This is a genomic window from Acetomicrobium sp. S15 = DSM 107314, from assembly GCF_016125955.1.
Classification (GTDB): domain Bacteria; phylum Synergistota; class Synergistia; order Synergistales; family Thermosynergistaceae; genus Thermosynergistes; species Thermosynergistes pyruvativorans.
Genome location: NZ_JADEVE010000059.1, coordinates 1 through 306 on the forward strand (window position 1 = coordinate 1; position 306 = coordinate 306).

Annotated in this window: 2 protein-coding genes; both read left to right on the forward strand. The window is 54.2% G+C overall.

Annotated elements, in window-relative coordinates; all coding sequences use genetic code 11:
- On the forward strand, positions 1–188 hold a 188-nt coding region (locus EZM41_RS01260; protein ID WP_232618904.1), incomplete at its 5' end, for a hypothetical protein.
- Positions 133–252, forward strand: a complete 120-nt coding sequence (locus EZM41_RS14490) for a hypothetical protein (protein ID WP_446697798.1) — start codon at positions 133–135, stop codon at positions 250–252. The genes EZM41_RS01260 and EZM41_RS14490, both read left to right, overlap by 56 nt.
- Positions 253–306: the final 54 nt, after the last annotated feature.

The window sequence follows — 306 nt, forward strand, 5'->3', positions numbered from 1 at the left end:
TAGAAGGCGTAGACTTCGAAGAGATAGAGGAAGCGGTGCGGGAATCCGTATGTGCGGGGGCGAACGGCCCCTTCCCCCCCGCACATACTCGTTGTGGCTACGGGTGTTCATCGCCCAGCTACAAAACAGGAGATGAACACAATCACAGGGGAGAGCTTATGGGGGAAAGTTCGAATTCAAAACCATGATCCTTATACTCCGACGCTCCTTGCCAGCATGTCCACCAACGAAAATTCCCTCGTCGAGGTGTAGATCTGAGCCACCTCCAAGGCAAGGCCATAGAGGAATGCCGCCGCAAAGACAAGA

What these genes read in the sequence shown, in the direction of transcription:
- EZM41_RS14490 (WP_446697798.1), top strand. Translation starts at nt 133, where the DNA reads ATGAACACAATCACAGGGGAGAGCTTATGGGGGAAAGTTCGAATTCAA.